Origin of the sequence: Achromobacter pestifer (assembly GCF_902859625.1) — a bacterium.
Classification (GTDB): domain Bacteria; phylum Pseudomonadota; class Gammaproteobacteria; order Burkholderiales; family Burkholderiaceae_B; genus Achromobacter; species Achromobacter pestifer.
This window is the reverse complement of the sequence record NZ_CADIJX010000003.1, coordinates 464,020-488,400: the sequence shown is the minus strand read 5'-3', so window position 1 is coordinate 488,400 and position 24,381 is coordinate 464,020. Positions and strand designations below refer to the sequence as shown.

Sequence of the window (24,381 nt, the reverse complement as noted above, 5' to 3'; positions counted from 1 at the left end):
CGTCATGTCCACATGGGACGGGGGCCGATCAGTCGGACCCCAGTTGCAGCTTGTTGGGTTGGCGCTTTTCAATGGACCACTTCAGCAGCGCGGCGGATCGATAGATGCCGTGGGCGAACTTGCCGTAAGGCAGCGTCAGGAACAGCGCCATCACCACGCCCAGGTGGATCGCCAAGAGCAACGCCATTGCGCTGCCGTCACGTCCCGCCAGCAACGCCAGGCCCGTGGCGCTGGTCAGGAACAGCAGCATGATGAAGCCGCGGTCCATTGGCTTTTGCGCCGCGTCACCCTGTTGCGGATGGCGCTTGATGTTCAACCAGAGCAATCCCGCCGGTCCAATCAGCAAGCCAATGCCACCCGTGGTGCCCAACAGCACCGGTGCGCTCCAGAACGGATACGGTGCCTGCTGGCCCAACAGATAGTGGTACAGCGTCGCCACGCAGGTGGCGGCAAAACACAGCATGAAGCCATAGAACGTGAAGTGGTGGAACCGGCGTCGCCACAGCGTGAATGCATCGTCCGCGTTGTTGCAGCCCTTGCCATGTCCGCCATCCAGATAGCGCAGCCGCAGCGCGTCATGCGCCGCTTCGGCCACCGCAGCGCCGGAAGCCGCCCCCGGGCTGATGTTGCGCCAGAAGCGCGTCACGCCCACGCCCAACGCCAGCATCGAGAAGCCGAACACCACACCGAACATCAGCGCCAGCGTGTTGTGCGGGAACACGGCATAGAAATTTCCAGCCATCGGCTCGTGGAACAAGCCGCCCGCCATCAACACCGCCAGCACCAGGAACAGCGCCAGGCCGGCAGCGGTAGCCAACGACAACGCCAGGCCATTGCGCTTGTACAGCGTGCCCAGCGCCGCCGGCCAGGCGTAATCGGTATAGGTCTGCACCCGGACCTTGGCCATGGCCTGCGGCACGTTCACCGCGAACTCGTGCGGCGGCGCGTATTGGCACGCATGCAAACAGGCGCCGCAGTTGTGGCACAGGTTGGCCAGGTAGTTCAAATCGGCTTTGCCAAACTCCAGACGGCGGGTCATGGCGGGGAACACCGCGCAGAACCCTTCGCAATAGCGGCAGGCATTGCAGATCTGCATGACGCGGGCCACTTCGGTTTCATCGCCGGTCAGAAGATCCGCCTGCGGCTTGGCCTGTTTGCCAAGCCAGCGTACGGGCTGCTCGGCCATCACGGGCGCGGCCTCGGCATGCGGAGTGGAAAAGGACTGCGCCTCGCGGGCCAGGGCTTCAAGCGGTTTCATGTGGTGCTCTTCGCAAGGGTCTGGGTGCACGCGGCAGCGGCAGCCTGGGTGCCGGCAATGCGGCCGAACGCGGTGCCGATGGACATACCCACCCCCGCCGTATAGCCCTTGCCCAGCACGTTGCCGGCCATCATCTCGCCGGCCACGAACAGGTTGTCGCTAGGCACGCCGTTGAATCGGACTGCGGCGGTGTCGTCCACCTTCAGGCCCAGATAGGTGAAGGTGATGCCCGGGCGCAGCGCATAGCCGTAAAACGGCGCGGTGTCGATCGGCCGCGCCCAATGCGTCTTGGCGGGCGTGACGCCTTCAGTATGGCAATCGTCCAGCGCGGTGTGGTCAAACGTGCCAACCCGACAGGAGGCGTTGTAGTCGCGCAGGGTCTGCTCGAAGGTGGCCGGATCCAAGCCCAGCTTCTCGGCCAGTTCAGGCAGCGTATCGGCCTTGACCCCCGGGAACACCGGCGGCATGAAGCGGCCGATGGCCTTCGCGTCAATGATGGAATAGGCGATCTGCCCCGGCTGCATCGCGGTCAGACGGCCCCAGATGGCGTAGCGCTTGGGCCAGAAGTCCTCGCCTTCGTCGTAGAAGCGCACCGCGTCGCGGTTGACCACCACCCCCAGCGACACGCAGTCGATGCGCGTGCAGATGCCGCCGTCATAGAGGGGCGCGCGCGCATCGATGGCCACGCAATGCGATTGGGAGGGGTCGCCGATGGCATCGGCGCCGGCATCCAGCATGAATTTCAGCAGCACGCCCATGTTGAAGCGCGTGCCGCGGATCAGGAAATTGTCGGCCGGCCATTCTCCGCGTTCGTTCTGACCCCAGGCCTCGCGCAACCATTCCCGGTTGGACTCAAAGCCACCGGCAGCCAGCACACAGGCGCGCGCTTCGATGCGTTCGTCGCCGATGTACGCCGCCTTGAAACGGCCGTCTTCCAGCTCCAGCGAATCCACCGGGGCGTTGTAGCGAATCTGCACGCCCAGCGCTTCCGCGCTGCGGTAATAGGCATTCACCAAGGCTTTGCCGCCGCCCATGAAGAAGGCGTTGGTGCGCGCCACGTGCAGCGCCCCCGACAGTGGCGGCTGGAAGTTCACGCCATGGCGGCGCATCCAGTCACGACACGTCGAGGATTCACGAATGACCAGCCGCGCCAGATGTTCGTCGGTCTGCCCGCCCGTGACCTTCAGCAAGTCTTGCCAATATTCTTCTTCGGGATACGCCTCGATCAAGACGTCCTGCGGCGCATCATGCATGCAGCGCAGGTTGCGCGTGTGTTGCGAATTGCCCCCGCGCCATTCGCGCGGCGCCGCTTCCAGCAGCATCACGCTGGCGCCGGCCTCGCGCGCCATCAGGGCCGCGCACAATGCCGCGTTGCCCCCACCCACCACCAAGACGTCCACCATGCCATCGTCCCCGAATCAAGAGGCCGACTGTACCTAGCGGGTGGCGGTTGCGATATCAGGCAGGCGTCAACAGGTATTCACGAATCGTGAAGAGCCACCACCGCCCACTTTCCGTCCCGCGCCAGCGTGCGAGACACGTCGGCCAGCACCAGCCGGGCCGCCAGCGCGGCGGGCGACAGTTCGTCGTCGGACAGGCTGGCCAACAGATTGGAACGAAACAGATGGGTGTCTTCGATGCGCGCCATGTGCAATTGGCCGGGTGCGATGCGCGCCGTGGCCGAGCTGGGTTGGATGGTGGCCGCGTTGCCCAGCTGCACCACGTCCATCAGCAGCGACAGACCATCCACTTCGGCCACCACGCGCGGCGTCTGCCCCAATTGCTGGAAAGCGTTATTGACCAGCGCCCGCAAGCCGTGGCGGCCGCTGGGCAACACCAGCGGCAGGTGGGCAATGGCTTCCAGCCGCGTCGTGTCGCTGTCGGGCACGCCGGGCATGTCACGCCGGGCGCAAAGAAACAAGGGTTCGTCCAAGAGCGGCATGATGCTCCAGCGCCGTGCGGACTCCGCGTGAAACACGATGGCCAGGTCCAGCAGGCGGCCATTGAGCATGTCGCTCAAGTGGCCCGACAGCGCTTCGACCAGATGCAGGCGGATGTCGGGATAGCGCTCGTTCATGGCCTGCAAGAACGGCGCCCCAAGAATGGCCGCCGTGGTGGACGGCAAGCCCACGCTGACGTGGCCGGCCAGCCGCGCCTGCTGGGCAGCCTGCACCGCGTCATCCGCATGGCGCAGGGCAAGCTGCGCTTGACGGAAAAACGCCAGACCGGCATCGGTAGGCACCACGCCGCTGGCGCTGCGCTGCAACAGACGGGTGGAGAGCTCGCCTTCCAGCCGGCTGATCTGCTGGCTGAGGGCAGAGGTGACCATGCCGATCGACATGGCCGCCCGGCCAATGCTACCCGCTTCGACGACGCGGACGAAGTAACGCAACTGGCGAAGTTCCATGGCGGCCCTGGGATTCTGAAGGAATGACAGGGCCGATTGTAGAAGCTCAGTAGCGCGAGTCCTTGGGTTTCTTGCCGTTGGGGAAGTCTTTGTCCTTGCCAGCGAAGTCCGGACGGGGCATGTGGGTGAAGTATTCCGCCACGTCCACCGCGTCCTGATCGGACAGCACATCGCCTTCACCCCAGTTGCCGTGCGTGTTCACCCCCATCGGCATGCTGTTGCGGATGAACGCGGCGGCCTTGTAGGTGCGCGCCAGTCCCGCGCCGATGTTGAAGGACTCATCCCCCCACAATGGCGGAAACACGATGTCGCCCGCGCGGTCCTTCTTGCCTTCGCCGTTGGCGCCATGGCAGGACGCACATTGCGCGGCATACAGGCCCTTGCCGCGCACCGGGTCGGGCACAAGCTTGGTGTCGATCGGCCAGGCGTTTTGGATCTGCACCTTGGCGCCATGCGGCACGTCCTGCGCCAGCCACTTCATGTAGGCAATCATCGCCTTCATTTCCGCTGAGTCCTTTTCCAGCGGCTTGCCGTTCATCGAACGCATGAAGCAGCCGTTGATGCGGTCCTCCAGCGACACCACGCGGTTCGCGCGCGGGTTGAACTGCGGAAAGGTGTTGACCGTGTTGATGTACGGCGCCCCCATCGGCTTCTTGCCTTCCTGTACGTGGCAGCTATTGCAATTCATGCTGGCACCGGTGTTCTGCGGCAGCAGGCGGCGCGTTTCGTTCAACAGGCGTTTGCCGTAGTTGATCTGGTCCGCATTCGGTTCCTTGGCAATCTGCGTATCCGACGGGATCGTGTAGTCGGGCAAGCGTTTTCCGTCCTTGTCGATCACGGCAAAGGTATTGCGGCTATCCACCGGCGCGCTTGACGCCGGCGTATCGGGCGCCGCGGAGGCGGCGATCCAGCCGCCACCGGCAATCGCAAGCGCCAGCAACGTGGCGATCCTGGTGTGCTTACTCATGCTTGCCTCCGGCGACGATGTTCGGCTTCTTGCTGGCCAGGAAATCGCGAATGTGCGCGACGTCGTTCTCGCCAATCGGCGGAGCCTGGTTCGTCCATGCCGTGCGGATGAAGTTGATGACGTCGGTGACGTCCTGATTGCTCAGGTGCTTGAAGCCCGGCATGGCAAAGGCCATCACGTCCGTGTCGTTGGCCGGCATCTTGCCGCCTTCCAACGTGATTTGAATGATGGACTGCGGGTTCTGGGCGAACACCGCCGAATTGCCCGCCAGCGCGGGGAAAATACGCGGCATGCCTTGCCCGTCCGCCCGGTGGCAGACGACGCACTGCTCCATGTAGATCACGGCGCCGCGTGCATCGTAGCGGCCGTCCCGCAAGGCGGCCGTGGTGGTGTCGGCCTTCGGCGGGAAGGTCGCAAGCTTGCCATTGACGGCGGGCAGCTGCTTCAGGTAGGCCGCGATGCTGGCGATATCGCCATCCGTGAAATAGCGGGTGCTGTGCTCAACCACATCCGCCATCGCGCCAAACGCCGCCACCTTGTCGGTGCGCCCTGTCTTCAGGAACAGGCCGATCTCTTCCGCGCTCCATGACTGCAAGCCCTGGGCCTCGCCGCGCAGGCTCTTGGCCCGCCAGCCATCGATGACGGCGCCTGACAGGAAAGCATCGCCGTCCGCCAGCGACAGCGCCTTTTCCTGATACGCCAGGCCGCGTGGCGTGTGGCAGGCGCCGCAGTGGCCCGGGCCTTCCACCAGATACGCCCCGCGCGTCAGCTTTTCATCCGCTCCTGCTGGCGCCGCAAAATCGCGCTGGCCCGCGAACAGCAACTGCCACCACGCCATGGGCCAGCGCATGTTCAGCGGCCATGGAATCGTGGAATCGGCGCTGGGCTGGCTGACGGGTTCAACCTGCGACATGAAGTACGCATACAGCGCCTGGATATCGGTATCCGGCATGATGGCGTATGACGGATACGGCATGGCCGGGTACAAGGGCGTGCCGTCCTTGCGGATGCCATGCTGCACCGCGTTCTTGAAATCGGCGTAGCTGTAGCTGCCGATGCCCGACTGCTGGTCGGGCGTGATGTTCGACGAATAGATCGTGCCCACCGGCGTCTGCATCGCCAGGCCGCCCGCGAAGGGCTTGCCATTGGGCACGCTGTGACAGGCCACGCAGTCACCGGTGCGCGCAATATAGGCGCCGGCCTCGATCAGCCGCCTGTCATGGATGTCGACGGATGCCGTCGTGTCTGTCTTGCGATTCGCGGTCAGCAGCTGCGCGCCACCGATTGCCAGGCCCGCTGCAATCAGCAGGCCGGCCACCGCCTTGATCCCGAACTTCCTCATTACTACCCTCCGTATCCGCTGGGCAGCGTGCACGTCGGGGAGTTCGTACGGCCTGTCCAGCTTTTGGAGGAAGCTTACGCCTTTCAGTAATAAGCTTATGACTGAAAAACATAACTTCTGCGGGCTTGTTTGATCTCTCGCAAACCCTTAGTGGGTGGCTCGAAAGCCACGCTTGCCGCCACCGCCGGCCACGGCGGCGGCAAGGCCCAGCCTGCTCCTATGCAGCGGCGGCTAGGCCCAGCCTGCCGTTATGCGGCGGCGGGAATCGTCAAGCCCCTGTCCACGGCCGGACGGGCCACGAAGGCTGCCAGCACGCGGGCGATGTTCTTGAACTTCGAGAACTCGACCAGATCACCAGCGTCATAGAAGCCAACCAGGTTGCGCACCCACGGCAGGATGGCGATGTCGGCAATGGTGTATTCATCGCCCATGACCCAATCGCGGCCTTCCAGGCGCTGGTCCAGCACGTTCAGCAAGCGCTTGGACTCGGCCGCGTAGCGGTCGCGCGGGCGCTTGTCTTCGTATTCCTTGCCGGCGAATTTATGAAAGAAGCCCAACTGGCCGAACATTGGGCCGATGCCGCCCATCTGGAACATGATCCATTGCAGCGTCTCGTAGCGGCCCGCGGTATCGGCCGGAATCAACTTGCCCGTCTTGCTGGCCAGATAGACCAGGATGGCGCCGGACTCGAACAGCGCCAACGGCTTGCCGTCCGGACCATTGGGATCCAGGATGGCCGGAATCTTGTTGTTCGGGCTAAGCGACAGGAACTCAGGCGAAAACTGGTCCTGCGTATCAAAACTGACGCGGTGCGCCTCGTAGGGCAAACCCAGTTCTTCCAGCAGGATCGACACCTTCACGCCATTGGGCGTGGGCAAGGAATACAGCTGGATACGGTCGGGATGCTGAGCGGGCCACTTCTTGGTGATGGCAAACGAATCAAGGGAAGTCATGCGAGGGGGGCTCCAGGGAAGGCGGGAAGGTGCAGGCGGTATTTGCGCCGATAATCCTAGCGCAAATCCCGGGCATTTCAATGAAATCCCGGATGGCCGACCTGGCTGAATGGAGGCTGTCCGCCTAGCCTCCACGCCAGGCGGAAAGCCGCCAGACCGCGCCTCTAAGCACCACCGCGACCAGCGCGATGGGCAGCACCATCTGCCACTGCGCCAGGAACAATTCCCGCAGGGCCTCGCCCGGCGCCCAGGTATTGCCAAATACCAGGGGCGCGGGCGGCGCGAGGGCCAGGGCGACCAACGCCGCAGCCAATGTTGCCCCCATCCGCCAACCGGTAGATCGCCGCACCGCCGGAATGCGTTCGGCCAGCGTCAGCAACAGCAGGCCCGCCAGTCCTGCGAGGGCGGCATCCACGAAAAAGTCGCGTGGCTCGTACAGATAGGGCGCATTCGGAACCACCCAGCCGTAGGCGCCCGTCGTCAGTAACGAAGTCAGGCAGGCGCCGAATAGCGCGGCAGCGGCGGAAAGCAGCAGGAAGTCAAAAAAACGAAGCAGGAAGGTAGGCATTGCAACGTGGCGGGGCGCACGCGGAAGAAGCAGATCGGCCGCAGCATGCCACAGCTTGGCGCCGGGCGCAGGCCGCGCCGAGAACGTCTGACACGGGCTACAGTAACGGGCATCCCTCTTACCTCCGGACGTCCATGCGCGCCCCTCGCCTGCTGCCTGCCCTGCTTCTGACCGCCGCGCTGCATGGGGCGGCGTCCGCCGCTCCGCTGATGGACCAGCGCTACGGGCCGGACGCCGCCCAGATCGCCGACGTCTACCTGCCCGCCACCCTCACCCCAGCGCCCGCTCCCGTTCTGGTCATCGTCCACGGCGGGTCATGGAAAAACGGCGACAAGGCCGCGCCGGAAGTCGTCCAGAACAAGCTGGCCCACTGGCTGCCGCAGGGCTTTGTGGTCGTGTCGGTCAACACGCGCTTGCTGCCGCAAGCAAGACCCGAAGCGCAGGCCGAGGACCTGGGCCGCGCCCTGGCCTGGGTCGGCCGACAGGCCGGGGCGTGGAATGCCGACCCCGACCGCCTCGTCGTCATGGGCCATTCATCGGGCGGCCACCTGCTGGCGCTGTTGGCCGCGGATGCCTCGATGCGCCAACGTACCGGCGCACAACTCTGGCGCGTCAGCATCATCCTGGACGGCGCCGGCTTCGACCTGCTGGACGTCATGCCCCGCCCTCACGCCGCATTCTATGACGATGCGTTCGGCGCCGACCCGGCGCAATGGGCGGCGGCGTCGCCCGCCGCGCAGCTACGCGGCAGGCAGCCACCCGCCTTGTTCGTGTGCTCAACGCTGCGCCCAGACCCTTGCCGCCGGTCGCAGGGCTATGCCGACCAATTGGCGGCGCAGGGCGGCATGGCCGAACTGCTGGGCGTCGCCCGCAACCACGCGCAGATCAATGCGGACGTGGGCGCCGACAACGATGAAACGCGCGCGATCAGCGCATTCATCGATGCCAGGCTGGCGCGTTAGCGCAAGTCCTCGGGGTTGATCGACGCATCGCGCACGTACATGTCGCTCGGATCCGGTTTCAGCGACGCCTCGATCGCGGCCGGAAAGGCCGGAATCTTGCTGGTCCGCATCACCATCCACCGCATCAGGGTGTGCAGGTAGTTGAACGGAATCATGGTGATGTACATCAGACCCGGGCTTTGCGCGTCGTTGGCGAAGACCCGTTCCTTGCTGAACGCGAAGGTCTCGCGCCGGCCGTCGACCGGCATGCAGAACTTGACCTCCTGGATCACCGCTTGCGGCCCTTCCTCCATGTAGCGGCGCAGGAACTCCCAATGCGAATAGGCGTTCTCGACCCGGCTCGTGGCAATGCAGAAGGCGAAAGTCTCGCGAACCGTCTGGCCATCGTCATCCAGGATCAGCCCGCGGATGTCCCAATTGAACGAGCCGAACAGCCCTTTGCCGTGGCCCAATGTGAAGTAGATCTTGTCCCAGGGGGCTGACAGCACCGTGCCATCCAGACGGAACACATGTACTTGCCGATGCTTGCGGTCCAGCATGATGGGGTAGTAGGTCCAGCGGAACATTTCCTTGCAGGCCAGCCATGCGCCAAACGCGCCTAACGCGACGAACATGGCGATGCAGGCATAGACGGCTTCCCAGAGGCCGTTCTCGTCGGGAAGGCCGCCCCCGATCAGCAGCCACGAAAAATAAACGACGCCCCAGACCGCAAAGCCAATGGGAATGGCGCCCATCAGCGCCACGAAGCCGCGCCATCCATACCAGCGGTCCACCGAGACCAAGCGCTGCGAGTCCATCTTGACCACGCACAACTGGGCAAGCAACGGCACATCAAGACGCTTTTTTTGCGACAAGCGGTGCTGACGCTCAGCATCCGTCAACGGACGGTTGTTCTGAAACTTCGGCACCAATCCCGTGAAATCCATCAATCCCCTCCCAGGGCCAAGCGCAGATTGTTCATTTCGTCTTGCAGGCCATAGTAATAGTCCGTGCCAGACTGGCCCTGGAACTTGCCCCACAGGCAACGCTTGAGCCATTCCTTGATCTTATCGTCCTTGAAGTACTCGATCAGAATGGCCACGATGATCAAGGCCACCGCGAAAACGATGCCGACGATCGTGGAAGACATCGCGAACGCGGCGATCAGCACCAGGCTGAAGATGCCTGATGCGATGTACAGGCCGCCCATCAGGCCATTGCGCTCGACCGTGATCTGCTGCGCGCCACTCTTGAAATCGAAGATGGCCATGATGACGCCCGTCACGACGCCAACCCGCCCTCCCCACCGCGCCAGCAACGCGCCGGTGGACTCCAGGCCGATGCCCGCCCCCAGCCGCATGCCTGCCGCGCCCTGCGCCTTCAGCGCGACGCCCAGGACTTCCGCGAACGAACCGCCCGCGCCTGCAATGCCCACCACGAACTTCCAGCTGGCGTCCTTGCGCTCATGCAGCATCGCCGTGTCCAGGTCGCTCCATAGCTTGTACAGCGTCACGGCCTGGAACAGGCAACTGACCGCTCCCACCCGCACATCGGTATTGATCGCCGTCCGCCAGCGGGACATTTCCCTGGCTTCGTATTCTTCGATCGTCATGGTGGACTGGGCCAGGCGCCGCGCCTGTTCATTTCCTCGCAGATCCGTCGGCACACTGGAAGCCGCCTCGCGGTCCACCACCATGAACCACTGCTTCTTGTCAGTGCCATCCAAGCGTTCGCCTTTGACCTCCAGGCGACGCAATTCGTCCGAGACGGCGCGCTCCATTTGCCGTACGTTCACCTGTGAACCATGCTGACGCAGGACCTCGCGGATCAGCGCGGCGCGGAACGCCTTTTTACTGCCGACGACGTCAACGATCACCACGGGCTTCTCCGTCACGATCCCCAGCAGCAGCGCGATCTTTCGCGCCATCTGATGATCCACGCCCAGACGCAGCAAGCCCACGATCGGCCCCATCAGTTGCTCCATCAGCCGGGCCGTCTTGTCCAGACGCCCCTTGCCTAGCGATTGCAACGCGGTCTTGTAGGTTTCGTGCAGATTGCCCCACGGAACCGCCTTCCAATCGACGATCGCGTCATGCGCCTCCACGACCTTCTCCGCAACCAGATCCTGGTTGTGGACCATGGCGCGCAGCAGCAGGTTGCCGGTGTCCACCGGGGCCCCCTGCAACCACTGCGTATACAGGTCGAAGCAGGCTCGCTTGTCCTGGGTGCCGTCGATGCACAATGAGAAAACAGTCTGGAAGACCTCGCCGCTGTCCACGTTCTTGACGTCGTAATTGCAGCGGAACGACGAGACCGTGTGATCGCAGGTCATCCATGCCACGTGCGCCTTGGCCATGGGCACGATGACCTCTTGGTCAAACTTGCCCAATCGGCCATCAAATTCCTTTTGCCAATCGGCCCGCGCCTTTTCGTCGTAGGCATCCAGATAGTCCTTCCATTCTTCCCACTTGACCGTCCAGCGCTCCTGCTCCGTGGGATATCGGTAACGATCCGCCTCTGCCTCGCGCTGCTCGCGATGCCCATCGATCAACAAGTCAGCCAATTGCTGGCCAAGCGCGGCGCCACCGCCGCCGGTCCCCATCATGTTCGGCGTGGTCGTACCGTAGACGGATTGGTTGGTCGCATCGGTCGCGCGCCGGTTGAGAAATCGTGTTTCAGCGGACTGCATCACGATCTCGCGCAGCGACTCGATGGACTTGGATACGGTCAACTGGCGAATATCACTGCGGTTCGACACGAATTCGTCAAAGCGGTGGCGCATCAGACGCGCCAGGTCCTGCAACACACCGGTTCCGTCGGGAAGCGCCAGCATCAGACCGTTGCCGGGCGAAAACGCCTCGGCGGCCTCTTCGATCATGCCGCCCATCCACCCCTTGACGTCCATGTAGTTGACGGTGCTCCATCCCGTAAGCTGGTTCTTTTCGCTATGGCTCAGATCCCGCTTGCGCTCCACCACATAGTCCGCCACGGTGTCTTTCAGCGTGTTGATCCGCTTGGCGTTCGGATGCTGCTTGCTGTTCAGCCACGCCTGCACATCGAACTTGAACATGTGCCGCTCGCGCAATGCTGCGCCTGACTTTCCCTTGTGCGCCTTGCAGACATCCTTGGTCCATTGCACGTCCGAAAACGCCAGCCAGACGAACGTGGCGCGGCGTGCATTGGGAATGGTCAGCAGCGACGCCCTCGCCTCATGGTCCATGGTGCAGGTGAAGGCGCGGTCGCAAGCCTCGACCGGTTTATCCAGATCGAAGTTGTACAGCGTGGCGTTCTCATTGACGTAGTACCCCTTCAGCTCTCGGCGCGCTTCGTCGTACACGTAGAGGTAGCCCGTCCGCAACAGGCGTACCCCGTAGCGCGCCCCCTGCCCCAGCGGCTTGTCGACCAGTTCTATTCCCTCGAAGTCGCCCGTCAGCGGCGCGAACATGTCGTTGTTCGGCAGCACCGCATAGCGCAACGGCATGATGGGCAAGCCAACGCGATGGAACGGGCAGTCTTCCTCGCAGTTCAACGAAGACCGTTTTTTGCCGCAATTCTTGGGGTCATCAGCCATGCAGCTCTCCAGTTCGGCTCATATCGGTTTGAATCTGCAACCAATCCTCGTCGTCCAGCGCCTGGGTGGCGGCAACATAGGGATGGTCGTCTTGATCGTCCATCGCAAGCAAACAAGCCTGCACTTGATCGTGGCGGTGAAAATCGGGATGAACCGCCAGGGCGTGGCGCGCAAACGCCTTGCGGTCGGGCTGCGTCCGCAGGCCCAGTTCCCGGGCGGTGCGGAAATGACCGATGACCGTGCGGCCCAAGCGGACACGTTCGTCGATGTCCAGCCCATCCACGTCGGCCAGCACTTCATTCATCGGCTGCACGTGGGTCAGCGTGAATGACTGCTCTGGCGTCAGCGCCAGATGCAAAGACGCTTGCGTCGCCGGAAGCTCGATCGTGCGCCAGGTTTGATGCAGGCACACATGAAACGCCCGCACCGGGCCAAACAGCCAGGCCAACTGGGCCGGCGTCAGCATCCACGGCAATTGCACCAGCACACGCGGATCGAAAAAGCGGAAGAAGCACGCCCCCACGTCCGCAAGCTCGATCACCAGCCGGGACCGCAGATGCCTTGCCACCGTCTCTGCCGGCCTGTCGGATCGCAACAGCACCGCCAACCACGGGTCCTGGCCTTCCTGCACCTGTTGGTTCAAACCGCCCAGCGCTGCCACGATCTGCTGCCTATCCAGCCGCGATAGATCCACCAGGCGAGGCATCAGGGCGGGCATCTCGGCCAGCGCCGCCGGCACGATGGGCTCGGGCTCCAGGAAGTCCGGTACCTCTGGCGTCTGGGCATCCTGGATCAATCCCAGGTGAAATGCCTTCAGGGTTTGATAATCCAGCATGGCGCCCCTAACCCAACGGCACCACGGCGCCGCCCTGCTGGGCCGCACCACGCACCCGGGCCTCACAAAGCGGCGATCCGTCATTGAACGCCAGCTTCGCGTTGCTGGTCTGCGGCCCAATCCAGTTATGCACGCCCGCTTTCAGTTCCACCTTGCCCGGCGCATGCAGTTGGATATTGCCGCCTTCGACGCGCAGATAGGCCCCGCCTGCCGTGGCCAGCACGCGCTTGGCGGCTTGAACGGTCACGCTGGCGTCTGCCGACGCAATCGTCACGGCCTTCTCGCCCGTCAGCGTCATCTTGGCGTCCTGGCTATGCAACCGTAGCTTGCCGCCCGCCGCATGTAGCCGCAGGCCCGGATCCTTGACCGGACGGCCGCCAGACGCCGCCTGCCCCATCGTGTACAGCACGGCACCCGCAGCCACGCCTACCGCCAGGTTGGCGCTGCTGGCCCAGTTCACATCCGGCGCGACTTGCGCGAAAGTCTTGCCCGCCACCAGGAAGGCGTCGCCCGGCGTGTACTGGCCAATGCCGCTGGGTGCGCTGACCTGGATATGCGGTTCACGGTAGGCCGCCACTTTGGCTCCCGCCGTGTTCACGTCGTCCTGCGTGGATTCCACCACGTCAAGAATGTGGGTCAATGCCTCTTGCGCGGGCAGCGTCTCCGGGTCGCCCTCCAGAATGGCCTTCTGTCTGACGGCGGTGCCGGCCAGTTGCGTGGCGGCCTCCATGGCGCGCTTGATCTGTTTGGCGGCTTCAGCGCTGTCCAGCATCGCGCCGTCGGCGTTCTCGCGCAGGTCGGCGCTGATCAACAGGCCCGAACCTCCGCGCACCGCCACCGCTTCCTGGGTGGACAGTTCCGCGCCATGGCCCAGGTCTTCCAAGCGCTCGTTGTCGCGCTGCTGCTTGATATGGCCCAGGTTCAGACGGCTATCGGCCTGCGTGGTGGACGCCGTCAGCCGGGACTGGCCCGGCGTATCGTCCTGCACCAGCTGGTTGTAGCCCCCCGAGCCGGAACCGCTGTCTGCCAGCGCCTGCGTCTTGAACCCCGACATCACCACGTTGTGCGCGTGTCCCGCCTGCCCGCCCGCGAACCAGGCTGGCGCATTGCCAGTCGCGTTGGCGCCGCCTGCCTGCACCTGGTTGTGCGGCGCGTCTTCGGCGCCTTCGCCGTTGTACAGCGCTCCCACCACGACGGGGCGGTCGATGTCGCCATGCAGGAATTCCACCAGCACTTCCTGCCCGACCCGTGGCACGAAATGGCCGCCCCAGTCACCGCCCGCCACCGGCTCCGCCACTCGAACCCAGGTGCCCAGTTCGTCCTTGGCGGGCGCGTTCTCGTCACCCGACGGATGCGCCAGCCGGCTGCTGGAGGCCTTGCCGCGCTGCCAATGAAACTGCACTTTGATGCGGTGGTCACGGTCTGTCAGCACCGGGGCTTCCGCTCCCACCACCAGGGCCGTCTGCGCACCGAACACCGTGGGCTTCGGATGCAGGCGCGCACCATGGCCGTCGACCGTCGCCGCACGGAATTCAGTGTTGATGCCAATGCAGGTGAAGCGGTTGCGGTAGAAGTCTTCGTCGGCCGTGTCCTCGGCCTCGCTGACGGCGCGGCCCAGGTCCGCATCCAGGTTGTTGCGCGCCTGATGCGTCATCGCGATCACGACGTAGGCAGGCTGCCCATCTTGCTGATAATGGCCGGTCAATTCAAAACGCTGCCCCGGCGCCAGTGTGCGCACGGTGCCTGCGCCTTCCACGCAGTCCTGGCGCACCCGCAATGCGGCCAGCGCATTGTGCGCCAGGCGTTCGCCCTGAGCGCTGTCTTCATAGGCATACTGGCCGGGATAGTCGTTGTGGACCAGATCCCGGTCATTGGCCAGCTTGCCGGCGGCGGCCTGCGCGGAAACCGGACGCGCCTGCGCGCCGCGATAATCCCAGCTGGCCAGCCGCACGGCATTGGTCTGCCAGCGCTGCCGCTGGCTCCATGCTTGGATGGAGTCTTCGGTTTCGGTGACATCCGCGCGCGCAAAGCGCACGCTGGCTTGAGGACCGGGCTTGAACGCGCCGTTGTGATCGGCGATGACCAGGGTGTGGCCGTCGGCCTCGTGCTCGAACCAGTAGAACAAGCCCTCCTCGGCCAGCAAGCGGTCCACGAATGCGTAATCGGTCTCGCGATACTGGATGGTCAGACTGCGCTTGGCGTAGCTGGCGCGATCCCGCAGATCCCAACGCCACAACGGGGCCAGCACGCCGCTGGCCTTGTAGTCCGCAAAGATGCTCTCGACGATATCGAACACCGTCCGGTCCTGATAGGCAAAGCTATCGTGCCGTTGGCGCAGGAAGGCCAGCCAGGGCTCCACCGTCAAACCGTATCTGGCCATGCCGCCATTGGCGCCCTGATACGTAGCCTGGGTCACATGGCCGTGCCACAGACGCGGTTGATCGCGGCTTAGCGCCGTTTGCAGGCGCAAGGTCACCGGTTGTCCCAGCAGCGCCTTCAGCGGAATGTGGGCGTCATCGGACAACGCCGTCAGATCCAGGCGAAAGCCTCCGCCCGACAAGCTTTCGGCGCCTGTCAGGGTTTCAGCCACCAGCTTGTTCGTGCCTAGCGGCGTGCTCAGGTCAAGCAGCCGGTTGGCCTGATCGACGCCCGCGGCGGGCAAGCGGGAAAGCGATGTGGAATCGGGAGGCATGGTCGGTATTCCAGATTCAGGACAAGCGATATCGGAAATCGCCGTTCTTGGCCGCCGTCACGCGAATGCGCGCAATGGCCTCGCCCTGCGCCATGCGGCCCAGGACTTGTTCGGCGATCTGCGGCAACAGCGTGCCATTGAGAATGTGGTCGACGTTGCGCGCACCGGTATCAACCTCTGTGCAGCGAGCCAGAACCGCCTCGACCAAAGCGTCGTCCCAGTCGAACACGGCGCGGTGATTGGCCTGCACGCGCGCCGCGATGCGGCCCAGCTTCAGGCCGATGATGCGGACCAGTGCGTCGTCGTCCACCGGATAGTAGGGAACCGTCTTCATGCGGCCCAGGAACGCGGGCTTGAAGGCCTTGTACAACTGCGGGGCCAACAAGGCTTGCAGGGCCTCGGCGTCCGGTCGTTCTTGCGCGCTCTTGTTCAGGCAGGCCTGCATGATGGTGGGCGAGCCCACGTTGGACGTCAGAATGATGAGCGTGTTGCGGAAATCGATCTCGCGGCCTTCGGCATCGTCCATCACGCCCTTGTCGAATACCTGGAAGAACAGCTCCAGCACATCCGGGTGGGCCTTCTCGATTTCGTCCAGCAGTACCACGCTATAGGGCTGCCTGCGCACGGCCTCGGTCAGCACCCCGCCTTCCCCATATCCCACGTAGCCCGGCGGTGATCCTTTCAGACCCGACACGCTATGCGCTTCCTGGTATTCGCTCATGTTGATGGTGACCAGCTTGCGCTCGCCGCCGTACAGCACGTCCGCCACGGCCAGCGCGGTTTCGGTTTTCCCCACGCCCGACGGCCCCACGAACAAGAACACGCCCTTGGGCTTGTTCGGATCTTCCAGGCCCGCGCGCGCGGTTCGCACGCGCTGGGCGATGGCGTGCAGCGCATGGTCCTGCCCAATCACGCGCTCGGCCAGCAGCGGTTGCAGCTCCAGCACCGTACGGATTTCGTCGTTGACCATGCGGCCCAGCGGAATGCCAGTCCAGGCCGACACAATCTCGGCAATGACCTGTGCGTCGACAAAGGCCGGCACCAACGGAGCGTCGCCTTGCAGCGTGCGCAACTGCTGTTGCAGCGCCGCCAGTTGCGTCTGCCCTGGCGACGGTTCGCCCCCCTTGCCCGAGCGGCGCTTGGTCGGCGCTTCGGGCGGCACCGCGTCCCCAGCGGATTCCAGTTCTTCACGCAGCGCGTGAATCTGGCGCACCAGTTCGCTTTCCTGCGCCAGCCGCGATTCGGCTTCGGTCAAATCACCGCGCACGGCCGTCATTTCCTCATCCAGCTCACGCAGGCGTGCGGAGGGACCCGCCGCGCCTGCCGCGGCTTCGCGGCGCAATGCCGCGCGCTCGGTGTCCAGCCTGGCCAAGCGATGCCGCGCGTCATCGATCAGGGCAGGCGTGGCGCTACGACCCAGCGCCACTCTGGCGCATGCCGTATCCAGCACGCTGACCGCCTTGTCGGGCAGTTGCCGACCACTGATGTAGCGGTGCGACAAACGCGCCGCCGCCACGATTGCCTCGTCCAGGACGCGCACCCCAAAGTGCTCTTCCATCAGCGGAGCCATGCCGCGCAGCATGCTGGCGGCCAACGTTTCGCTCGGTTCTTCCACCTTGACCACCTGGAACCGCCGCGCCAGCGCCGCATCTTTCTCGAAGTACTTCTTGTATTCACTCCAGGTCGTGGCGGCAATGGTGCGCAGTTCGCCGCGCGCCAACGCCGGCTTCAGCAGGTTGGCCGCATCATTCTGGCCTGCCTGCCCGCCCGCGCCAATCATGGTGTGCGCTTCGTCGATAAACAGGATGACGGGCGTGGGGCTTTGCTTGACCTCGTCGATCACATGCTTCAGACGGTTCTCAAACTCGCCCTTCACACTGGCCCCGGCTTGCAGCAAGCCCAGGTCCAGCGTGCGCAACGCCACGCCGGCCAGCGCCGGGGGCACATCACCCGCCACGATCCGTAACGCCAGCCCTTCGACTACGGCCGTCTTGCCCACGCCGGCCTCGCCGGTCAGGATGGGATTGTTTTGGCGGCGGCGCGTCAGAATGTCGATCATCTGGCGGATTTCAGCATCGCGCCCGATCACCGGATCAATCTTGCCTTCGCGCGCACGCGCCGTCAGGTCAGCGGTGTATTGATCCAGCGCTGGCGTCTGGGACAGTCCGGCGGCAGGCGCCGCCGGGTCTTGTCTTGCCGTTGCGCCGGCATCATCGCCAAGAGCCACGGATTGGCCCGCCTCTTCCGAACCCGCCGTGACCTCTGCAAACTCATGCTTCAACGCATCCAGCCGGAACGACTCGAACAGGTGCGAACCGCGACGCGCCAACGCCGCCAGGTCCGGCTCCGTCAAGAGTGCCAACAACAAATGCCCTGAACGGATGCGCGTGGTTTGTGTATCCAGCGACGCAATCAGCCAAGCATGTTCAAACAAACGCGGCAGATGCGGCGAAAACACCGGTGTGCGGGTGTTGCCATTCTTGAAGCCGCGAATCTCCGCATTCAAATCGGCTTCCAGCACCGACGCCTGAATACCGCTGCGCCGCGCCACGATGCTGAAATCGCTGGCGGGCCGCTCCAGCAACGCCAGGAACAGGTGTTCAAGGTCCACTTCATAGTGCCCCTGCGCCATGCACAGGCTGGCAGCGCGTTCCGCGGCTTGGCGGCAGGTCTGGTTCAGCTTCGTGATCAGGGTTTTCAGCGGTGTGGCCATGGTCTCGTTCGTATTGTTCTTAATGAATGGTGTGCAATTCGTAGCTGGCGTCGTCGCGGTCGGCGGCGGCGGGTGCCGTGCAAAGAAAGGAATTCCAACCCAGTCGTGTGCCGCTATCGCCCGCGTCGCCCAGCACGCTGCCCGCGACGTCCGCCTGGGCCATCACCAGCCGCACTTCGTACTCGAAGCTCATGCCGCCAAACATGGTCAGCAGCTTCTCCAATGCCTGCGCACGCGCGCCGCCGGGCAGGAATTCCGTGAACGCCTCGCGCGACAAGGGGCCGATCCACAGGCGGATGCGCAGGTCGCGCTGCCAGATGCGGTCGCCTGCCATCGCGGACACGCCCAGCACCGCGCCCGGCATGCCCAGCTGCGTGCGATGTTCGGGAGGCACGTGATACCAGCGCCCCACAAACTGTTCGACGCGCATGTCCACCCGGAAGTAATCGCACAGAACCCGTTGTAGAAATGCGGCGGACACCGGTCGTTGCCTCGCCGCGGCCGCATAGTGCGCAAGCGATTCATCAAAAACCTGCCCGTCGCCCTCATGCAGGCGGTCCCGCAGCGCTGGGTGGCCGATGCCGCCCAGCGCCAGCAGCAGCGGCAGATAGTGGTGGTCTTGCTCGGTCTCGTGGCGCATCGGCATGCGGTACTTCTTCCATGCCTCGTAAAACAGCGCTGCCGCGCGGTTCGAGAAGATATCGAAGAAGGCACGCGCGCCGCGATCGCGTTTGGCGCTTTCACGATGGCTCAGAATTTCGGAGTAGTGCAGTGGCAACGCGCCCTGCGCGCCCAGCAGGCCGAAGAATGCGGGCTCGATTTCCACTCGCCCCAGTTGGCCGGCAGCCAACGCGGCCAGTCGTGATTCGGCATCGTCCAATGGTTGGCCATTCTTGTCATAGGCCGTCAGGGCCGCAATTTCGCTAGCCGGAAAGCCAAGTGACGATGAATTCAGGAAGCGCAGGTGGGCCGGCACGGCTTGCTTGGCGCGGGTCCCTTCCTGCCGTGCAAACCAAAGCTCCAGCACCCGAACGGCCTGGAAGAATTTGAATCGATGCGGCTCGGCCAGCAGCGATTCGATTACGCTAGGATCGCGTCGCCGTTGCATGGAGGACACCGTAGGATTTCTTCCGCGCCGCGGCGCGACAACACAACCAGCTGCACGAAGCTGTTGGCGTGCACGTACAGTCCAAAGAAGCGGTTGATCACCGCCACAAAGGCATGCAGGCTGGTACCCACGAAGTTATCTTCGTTGATCGTCAGCCGGATCTCGATACCTCGGACGAAGGTCGCGAACGGTTCGCCTGGCATCCAATGCGTGGCAGGTTTGTAGTCCAATCCCACCAGCCCTTCGATCTGACGAGCGGCCACGGCCGCATGCGACAGGTCGTACAGCCGCAACGTTTCCTTCAAGGCGGGCAATCCGCTTTGCACGAGCGACAAGTGGTTCAGCGCCAGATGCGAAATCAAGCGCCAATGCGCGGCCCGGCCCTGCTGAAAACGGTGGGTATGGGTGGGCCGGCGCAACAAGCGGATCTCACGCGCGACGGAACCGCCTTCCAGGAACAGGTCACCTCCTGGCTGACCCACCGCCAGATGCGCGGGCAAGTCCCGATTGGTGCACGTCAGTTCCAGGCTCAGGGTTTCGGTCTGCGGCACGGACGGATCGAAGTCGATGTCGACGATGGACATCTCCATCTCGTAGCCGGGGCTGCGCTCCGCCACCATCGCATCGCGTCGCGCCGTCCAATAGTGGCTCGCGCGATCAGGCGTTTCACCATGATGCAGGGAATAGAACGGACGGAACTCCACCACCGAATCGCCTTGCGCGTTCTGCCGGACCTGCCGCACGCGGTCGATCGAATAAACCTCGTAGCCATAGGCACGCCGCGCATCCGCCACCACCGGGTAGGACGCGGCGGCGTGCGTCACGCGAATGGGGTCCGCGCGTTGTGCGAACAGGTTGACGACCGGCGTGCAGCCCAGTCGGAAATGATCGGCCGACGCCGACTCCAGCAGGCGAGCCGTATTGGAATCGGCACGCAGGCCCTTGACGGGCAGATGCAAGGTGAATTCGCGCGCCGTCCCCACTGCGCGCCGCAGCGCCGCCAGGTCGATGTCCACGAAATTGAATTTTTCGGAGAATACGAAGTACTCGGCCAGCAAGCGATACGCCGGATGCGAACTGGCGGGAAAGTCGATCAGTGCGTCCTCTTCCGCCAGCCCGACCTGTGCAAGCGGCACGGCGTCCAGGCGATTCCAGCGGCCAGGCTGGGTTTCCACATAGGCGGCCGCGGTGCGCAGGAACAGGCAATCCCGCAACGCGGCGACAAACGACGGTTCCCCGTGCAGATAGACCCGCAGGGTATCGATGGCCAGGTTGGAGAAATTCTGGGTCTCGGCCAGGCAAGCCAGCGTCAGCGACATTCGCCCTGTCACGCCCGGTGGCAGAGACGTCGACGACGGCGCATTGGCGGTGGATGCAAAGCTGGCGTGGCGGATGGCCACGGGCGCCAGCGTCACGTCATAGGCCGTGCGAAAACGGCAGGACACGCCCCGCATGGGGTGCGATTTCAGTTCGGTTCCGCGCGGCATCCGTACCGGCGCCGTCAATTGCGCCGCGACGCCGCCGGTATCGAACTGCGCCACCGAACACGATGGAAACGGGCGCAGATAGTGCGGGTACATCACCTCGAACAAGGCTTCCGTGAATTCCGGATAGTCGTCGTCCAGCTTCTTGTTGATCCGCGCGCCCAGCAGGGCGAACGATTCGATCATCCGCTCGACATGCGGGTCTTCGCAGGTTTCCCCAGACAAGCCGAGACGCGCCGCGATCTTCGGATAGCGTTGTGCGAAATCGCGTGATGAACCGCGCAGGAATCCCAGCTCGCGTTCGTAATAGGGCAGCAGTTCTTCCATCGTTCCCTTCCTCGCTGGCGGTATGCCGCCCGCGCCCGCGCGCGTTGTTTTTTATCAGGCGACGGCCGCTGCCTTGGCCCATCCCTTGCTGACTGAATACTGCAAGGTGGATGGCTGCAACGTCGCGTCGAACGTCACCGGCTCGTGTGCCGGCCCGACATCCAGCATGGCGGTGATCGCGAAATACAAGACCGACGTCGCGCGGCTGTCCACTTGCAGCACGACCCTTACCTGCGTCAGTCGCGGCTCATGCCGCGCAATCGCTTGCTCAAGCGACCGGCAGATGAATTCGCGGTCGTAATGGCTGGCAAGGCTCAGGCCCGAAAAGTCCGACAGCCCATACGTCAGGATGGACCGCTGGCAATTGGGGTAGCGCTTCAGCGATTCCTCAGTGAAGACCATGCGGGTGTTCAGCAGGGCTTCGATGTCGCGCGCGACGGTTTCCTTGATTTCTTCCACCGACAAGCGCCGCAGGGCATGCGGTGCCTGCCCATCTCCGTCGAACAGCTTGTCGAACAGACTAGGCTCGAATCCTTTCATCACGGACCTCCGTTCAGCAAAGATCGCGCGCCCCGGCGTGGGGCGCGGCCTTTACTGCCTACGCGGTCACGTTCAGACCGAATACGTCTTGTCGTTCTTGGTCAGGCTCCAGGCGCCCTGGGCATTGCCGCCCTGGTTGCCGCCCACCTTCTGCTGCGTGTACTTCCACTGCACGGCGGCGTACTTCAGCGAGAAGGACTCGTGCGGCAGGCCTTCGCTGACGACTTCCGGCGCAACACGCGAAATGATCACGTACTTGAGCTTGATTTCCAGGTACTTGACGCGGTTGCCTTCCCCGTCGGCACGCAGAAAATCGATCGTCACTTCGTCGAAGGTGGTGCCGCCGGAGGCATGCTGATACAGCAGCGGGCTGACAACGTCCAGATCCTTGGTGAAGACCATTTCGCCGTGCTCGGTGCGCTCGGCGGTGTGACCGCCCGAGGTCGAGGCCGTGGCCGAACGCGGCTGGATGATCTCGTGGCGCCACGAACCGACTTCGATCCAGTCAGGGTGGTCCTTATCCTGGGACTCGCCCTTAAGCGCAGGATTGCCAAATTTGACGTAAATGTCCTTCATTCATAGCCTCTCAAGTTGAAAAACCGCTTATCGGACGGGCATCACGATTTCTGAGCCTGGGCGGGAAGTTCCGCGACCAGACGCAACGAAATCGAAAGCTCGTCGAGCTGAAAGTGAGGCCGCAAAAACGCCACGGCCCGGAACACGCCGGGGCGACCCGGCACTTCGGCGACTTGCACCGAGGCTTCCCGCAATGGGAACTGCGCTTTCTGTTCCTGGCCCGCGTTGTCGTCCAGCAGGACGTACTGCGAGACCCAGCGGTTCAGGAAACTTTCGACCGACTGCGCGGACGCAAAACTGCCGATCTTGTCGCGCATCATGGCCTTCAGGTAATGTGCCACGCGCGACACCGAAAATATGTACTGCAACTGGGCCGACAGCACCGCGTTCGCATTGGCGCTGTCAGTGTTGTATTTCTTCGCTTTCTGCACCGATTGCGCGCCGAAGAAGGCCGCGTAGTCGGAGTTCTTGCAGTGGACCAGCGGAATCAGCCCCAGATCGCTGAGTTCCTTTTCGCGCCGATCGGTAATGGCGATCTCAGTCGGGCATTTCAGCGCGATCTCACCGTCATCGGTCTTGAAGGTGTGGGTCGGCAGATTCTCAACCAGGCCGCCGCCTTCCACGCCACGGATGGCCGCGCACCAGCCGAAATCGGCGAATGCCGCCGTCAGGCGCGCACCGAAGGCCCACGCGGCGTTGCACCACAGATATTTGGAGTGATCCGTGCCGTCCACGTCCTCGACGAAGTTGAATCCCTCCACCGACGTGCCTTCCTTCGGGTCATACGGCAAGCGGCCCAGGAAGCGCGGCATGGTCAGGCCGACATAGCGGGAGTCTTCCGAATCGCGGAAGCTGCGCCACTTGGTGTATTCCACCGTGTCGAACACTTTGGCCAGATCGCGCGGGCGACCCAGGTCGGCAAAGCTGTCCAGGCCCAGCAGCTCAGGCGATGCCGATGCGATGAACGGCGCGTGCGAGGCCGCGGCCACATGCGACATCTGCTCGATGAAGTACATGTCCTCGGGCTGACGGGTGACCTCGAAGTTGCCCAGCAAGGCGCCAAAGGGCGAGCCGCCGAACGTGCCGAACTCTTCTTCGTAGACCTTCTTGAACATCAAGCTCTGATCGAAGTCGATGGCGGTCTGAAAATCGCGCACCAGATCGCGCTTGGTGACGTTCAGCACCTTGATCTTCAACATCGGCCCGGTGTTGCTCTCTTGGCACAGGTAGTGCAGGCCGCGCCAGGTGCTTTCCAGCTTCTGGAACTCGGCGCCGTGCATCACTTCACTTAACTGCGCGGAGATCAGCCGGTCGAGTTCGGCAACGCGAGCGTCCAGCATGGCCGACAGGTTGTCGGACACCACGACCGTGCCCTTCATGACTTCGCGGGCCAATTCGCCGATCAGGTCTTTGGCTCGGTCGTGCTCGGCGGTGGACTTGGCCACCCGGCTCTGCTCGACGATCTGGTCAAGCAGGCCCGAATCAGCGCTGGCGGCCGAAGCGGCCGAGGTCTGCGCGGCGGCGGAATTACTCATGGCTGCCTCCCTTGCCGTTCTTGCCGGCTTCGCTGGTCAGTTGCTGCAATTTTTCCGTGCTGCTGAGCACTTCGCCCAGCAGGTCTTCCAGCCTGTCGTTGCCCGCAAGCTTGTTGCGCAGGTCAGCCAGCTTGGTGCGGATGTCCAGCAGCTCTTTCAGCGGCTCGATCTGCTGCACCACGGCCTCGGGCCTGAAATCTTCCACTGACCGGAATTTCAGATCGACGCCGAAGGTGCCGCCTTCATCGGTCAGACGGTTCTTCACGCGATAGGCCGCGCGGGGCTCCAGTCCGCTCATCACGTCATCGAAGTTATCCACGTCGATGTTGACGAACTTGCGGTCCTTCAGGCGCGGCAGCTCGGCTTCGGACTGGGCGCTGAAATCCCCCACGACGCCCACCACGAAGGGAAGCTCTTTTTGCTCGATCGCGTCGCCCTTTTCAACGTCATAAGTCAGTTGAACGCGCGGCGGACGCACTTTCTGGAGTCGTTTCTGAACGCTTTCTTTCTTAGCCATGAGGGCTCCCAGCGAGGTGCTTGTCGATATGGCTGGCAGGGCCGGCG

Annotated in this window: 19 protein-coding genes; 1 reads left to right on the top strand and 18 read right to left on the bottom strand. The window is 63.7% G+C overall.

Annotated elements, in window-relative coordinates; translation table 11 throughout:
- Positions 1-28 precede the first annotated feature (28 nt).
- The 7 genes from tcuB to HV753_RS13810 form a co-directional block, all read right to left on the bottom strand.
- Positions 29-1,258, bottom strand: a complete 1,230-nt coding sequence (gene tcuB, locus HV753_RS13840) for a tricarballylate utilization 4Fe-4S protein TcuB (protein WP_281370979.1) — start codon at positions 1,256-1,258, stop codon at positions 29-31.
- Positions 1,255-2,661, bottom strand: a complete 1,407-nt coding sequence (gene tcuA / locus HV753_RS13835; RefSeq protein ID WP_175175055.1) for an FAD-dependent tricarballylate dehydrogenase TcuA — start codon at positions 2,659-2,661, stop codon at positions 1,255-1,257. The genes tcuB and tcuA overlap by 4 nt, the downstream gene beginning before the upstream one ends.
- Positions 2,662-2,738: 77 nt before the next feature.
- Positions 2,739-3,665 carry a LysR family transcriptional regulator gene (locus HV753_RS13830; protein WP_175175054.1) on the bottom strand — a complete coding sequence of 309 codons (927 nt, stop codon included), beginning with the start codon at positions 3,663-3,665 and terminating at the stop codon, positions 2,739-2,741.
- A gap of 46 nt (positions 3,666-3,711) precedes the next feature.
- On the bottom strand, positions 3,712-4,632 hold the full coding sequence (locus tag HV753_RS13825; protein ID WP_175175053.1) for a c-type cytochrome: 921 nt from the start codon (positions 4,630-4,632) through the stop codon (positions 3,712-3,714).
- Positions 4,625-5,974 carry a c-type cytochrome gene (locus HV753_RS13820; RefSeq protein WP_175175052.1) on the bottom strand — a complete coding sequence of 450 codons (1,350 nt, stop codon included), beginning with the start codon at positions 5,972-5,974 and terminating at the stop codon, positions 4,625-4,627. Before HV753_RS13820 ends, HV753_RS13825 begins: the two co-directional genes overlap by 8 nt.
- 248 nt (positions 5,975-6,222) lie before the next feature.
- Complete coding sequence (locus HV753_RS13815) at positions 6,223-6,927, bottom strand: glutathione S-transferase N-terminal domain-containing protein (RefSeq protein ID WP_175175051.1); 705 nt, start codon at positions 6,925-6,927, stop codon at positions 6,223-6,225.
- Between the two features lie 124 nt (positions 6,928-7,051).
- On the bottom strand, positions 7,052-7,495 hold the full coding sequence (locus HV753_RS13810) for a hypothetical protein (protein ID WP_175175050.1): 444 nt from the start codon (positions 7,493-7,495) through the stop codon (positions 7,052-7,054).
- Positions 7,496-7,629: 134 nt separating this feature from the next.
- Here HV753_RS13810 and HV753_RS13805 point away from each other — a divergent pair, with 134 nt between their 5' ends.
- Positions 7,630-8,457, top strand: a complete 828-nt coding sequence (locus tag HV753_RS13805; protein WP_175175049.1) for an alpha/beta hydrolase — start codon at positions 7,630-7,632, stop codon at positions 8,455-8,457.
- Here HV753_RS13805 and HV753_RS13800 read toward each other — a convergent pair.
- From HV753_RS13800 to tssB, 11 genes are all read right to left on the bottom strand, one after another.
- The gene (locus HV753_RS13800; RefSeq protein ID WP_175175048.1) at positions 8,454-9,383 is read right to left on the bottom strand and encodes a DUF6708 domain-containing protein; all 930 of its coding nucleotides are present in this window, start codon (positions 9,381-9,383) and stop codon (positions 8,454-8,456) included. The genes HV753_RS13805 and HV753_RS13800 overlap by 4 nt on opposite strands.
- The gene (locus tag HV753_RS13795; RefSeq protein WP_175175047.1) at positions 9,383-12,007 is read right to left on the bottom strand and encodes a T6SS effector BTH_I2691 family protein; all 2,625 of its coding nucleotides are present in this window, start codon (positions 12,005-12,007) and stop codon (positions 9,383-9,385) included. The genes HV753_RS13800 and HV753_RS13795 overlap by 1 nt, the downstream gene beginning before the upstream one ends.
- Positions 12,000-12,842, bottom strand: a complete 843-nt coding sequence (locus tag HV753_RS13790) for a DUF4123 domain-containing protein (protein WP_175175046.1) — start codon at positions 12,840-12,842, stop codon at positions 12,000-12,002. The genes HV753_RS13795 and HV753_RS13790 overlap by 8 nt, the downstream gene beginning before the upstream one ends.
- A 7-nt stretch (positions 12,843-12,849) precedes the next feature.
- On the bottom strand, positions 12,850-15,534 hold the full coding sequence (locus tag HV753_RS13785; RefSeq protein ID WP_175175045.1) for a type VI secretion system Vgr family protein: 2,685 nt from the start codon (positions 15,532-15,534) through the stop codon (positions 12,850-12,852).
- A 16-nt stretch (positions 15,535-15,550) separates the two neighbouring features.
- Complete coding sequence (gene tssH / locus HV753_RS13780) at positions 15,551-18,247, bottom strand: type VI secretion system ATPase TssH (protein WP_175175044.1); 2,697 nt, start codon at positions 18,245-18,247, stop codon at positions 15,551-15,553.
- Between the two features lie 19 nt (positions 18,248-18,266).
- The gene (gene tssG, locus HV753_RS13775) at positions 18,267-19,364 is read right to left on the bottom strand and encodes a type VI secretion system baseplate subunit TssG (RefSeq protein ID WP_175175043.1); all 1,098 of its coding nucleotides are present in this window, start codon (positions 19,362-19,364) and stop codon (positions 18,267-18,269) included.
- A complete protein-coding gene (gene tssF, locus HV753_RS13770) occupies positions 19,328-21,166 on the bottom strand; it encodes a type VI secretion system baseplate subunit TssF (protein ID WP_175175042.1) in 1,839 nt (612 codons plus the stop codon). Before tssF ends, tssG begins: the two co-directional genes overlap by 37 nt.
- A 54-nt stretch (positions 21,167-21,220) precedes the next feature.
- The gene (gene tssE / locus HV753_RS13765) at positions 21,221-21,706 is read right to left on the bottom strand and encodes a type VI secretion system baseplate subunit TssE (protein ID WP_175175041.1); all 486 of its coding nucleotides are present in this window, start codon (positions 21,704-21,706) and stop codon (positions 21,221-21,223) included.
- A 72-nt stretch (positions 21,707-21,778) separates the two neighbouring features.
- The gene (locus HV753_RS13760; RefSeq protein ID WP_006395404.1) at positions 21,779-22,282 is read right to left on the bottom strand and encodes an Hcp family type VI secretion system effector; all 504 of its coding nucleotides are present in this window, start codon (positions 22,280-22,282) and stop codon (positions 21,779-21,781) included.
- Positions 22,283-22,323: 41 nt separating this feature from the next.
- Positions 22,324-23,817, bottom strand: coding sequence for a type VI secretion system contractile sheath large subunit (gene tssC / locus HV753_RS13755; protein ID WP_175175040.1), 1,494 nt, complete (start codon positions 23,815-23,817; stop codon positions 22,324-22,326).
- Positions 23,810-24,334 (bottom strand): type VI secretion system contractile sheath small subunit, encoded by a 525-nt coding sequence (gene tssB, locus HV753_RS13750; protein ID WP_105557015.1) that lies wholly within the window; start codon positions 24,332-24,334, stop codon positions 23,810-23,812. Before tssB ends, tssC begins: the two co-directional genes overlap by 8 nt.
- Positions 24,335-24,381 lie beyond the last annotated feature (47 nt).